At 49.9% G+C, this 1,651-nt stretch carries 2 pseudogenes and 1 other annotated feature; both pseudogenes read right to left on the bottom strand.

From position 1 onward, the window contains the following. A pseudogene (locus tag BGK49_RS27250) lies at nucleotides 1-972 on the bottom strand (IS3 family transposase); the annotation flags it as partial. After that, nucleotides 576-691 (bottom strand) — a sequence feature (AL1L pseudoknot). (Overlaps the previous pseudogene by 116 nt.) A gap of 53 nt (nucleotides 973-1,025) precedes the next feature. Then, nucleotides 1,026-1,139 (bottom strand): annotated as a pseudogene (locus BGK49_RS31105) (N-acetyltransferase); the annotation flags it as partial. Between the last annotated feature and the right edge of the window lie 512 nt (nucleotides 1,140-1,651).

The raw sequence follows: 1,651 nt of genomic DNA, 5'->3' as shown, positions 1-1,651 counted from the left end.
GATGCCAGTAATCCGGCTTCCTTAAGCCGCTGTGTGTAGGCCAGCGATACATACTGAGAACCTTTATCACTGTGATGGACCGTGCCGGACGGTCGACGGGCCCATAACGCCTGCTCCAGAGCATCCAGCACGAATGTCGTTTCCATGGACGATGAGACCCGCCACCCCACGATGTATCCGGCAAACACATCAATGATGAACGCCACATAGACGAAGCCCTGCCATGTGCTGACGTAAGTAAAATCAGCCACCCACAGCTGGTCAGGTCGTTCTGCCACGAACTGACGGTTTACGCGGTCGCCTGCGGCAACGGCTTTCCGGCTGATGGTCGTACGGACCTTTTTACCCCGGAGAACACCGGCAAGTCCCATAACCGCCATGAGACGTGCCACAGTGCATCTGGCCACTCTGATACCTTCCCGTAACAACTGACGCCAGACTTTACGCACACCGTATACCTGATGATTCCCATCGTATACGCGCAGTATCTCTTTCTTCAGCCAGTCATCGCGCTGCGCACGGGCACTGCGTTTATCCGGATGATGTCGCTGTTGCTGACAGTGGTAATACGTTGACGGGGCAATATGCAGTTCGCTGCATAGCGGTCCGACCCGTACTGCTCACGCAGCTTATCCAGCAGTGGCATCATTTTTTCCAGAGGCGGTCGAACTCCACCTTCGCAAAATAAGCGGAAGCCTGGCGAAGGATATCGTTACTGCGGCGCAGTTCACGATTTTCACGTTCCAGCTCTTTCAGACGCTGACGTTCAGCGGTGGTGAGCCCTCCATCACCGCCCCCGGTATCCCGCTCATGCTGGCGAACCCAGACACGCAGAGTCTCCGGCGTACAGCCAATCTTTGGAGCAATGGAACAAATTGTCGCCCATTGTGAGTCATATTCGCCCTGACTTTCCAGAACCATACGGACTGCCCGTTGACGGACTTCAGGGGAAAAACGAGTATTTTTAGTCATCCTGTTTACCTCTTTCTCAGGAAGTTTAGTCTCCAGGATTCCCGGGGCAGTTCAGGGCCGACAAACACGTTGTCCCTGAGTTCACATTCATAAATGTTGACCGGTTTGACAATACGGACATTGGTCCCATAAATCACATCCCGGACAGCACATTCCAGAAATTTCATACTCACACGTCCTTTAAATACAGATGACATTTGCCGGAATTATACCGCCCAGATTCACTTGCCATGTTTCAGAATAGCTTATAAGCCGCACTTTTACCGATACTCAGAAACAAATCAGGTCTGTATCCACTTCAGCCGGAAACCGGATCTGCGCGGCGGGGAACGGGCAAGAAATATGATAATTAAGCAACACACATAAAATCATATTGCATAATCGCATCTGAATCGAACACTTATTCGCATCGCTATCGATCATCATTTCGCATCTCATACCCTTACCCACAAGTTGAAATAATAGTATTATATTGAAAAGACAGAGATTATTTCAGAGGTGTTATGGAAAACTGGGTTATTCAGGAGCTAAAATCACTGGATATAGGGGACTCAAGACTTGATAAAAGAGTAAAACATATTGGATTTGCCCCTATATTTCCAGACATCTGTTATCACTTAACCCATTACAAGCCCGCTGCCGCAGATATTCCCGTGGCGAGCGATAACCCAGCGCACTA

The sequence above is a fragment of the Shigella sp. FC1544 genome (genome assembly GCF_001722145.1).
Classification (GTDB): domain Bacteria; phylum Pseudomonadota; class Gammaproteobacteria; order Enterobacterales; family Enterobacteriaceae; genus Escherichia; species Escherichia coli.
Note: the sequence above shows the minus strand (reverse complement) of the source record. Positions and strands in the feature narration are given on the sequence as shown.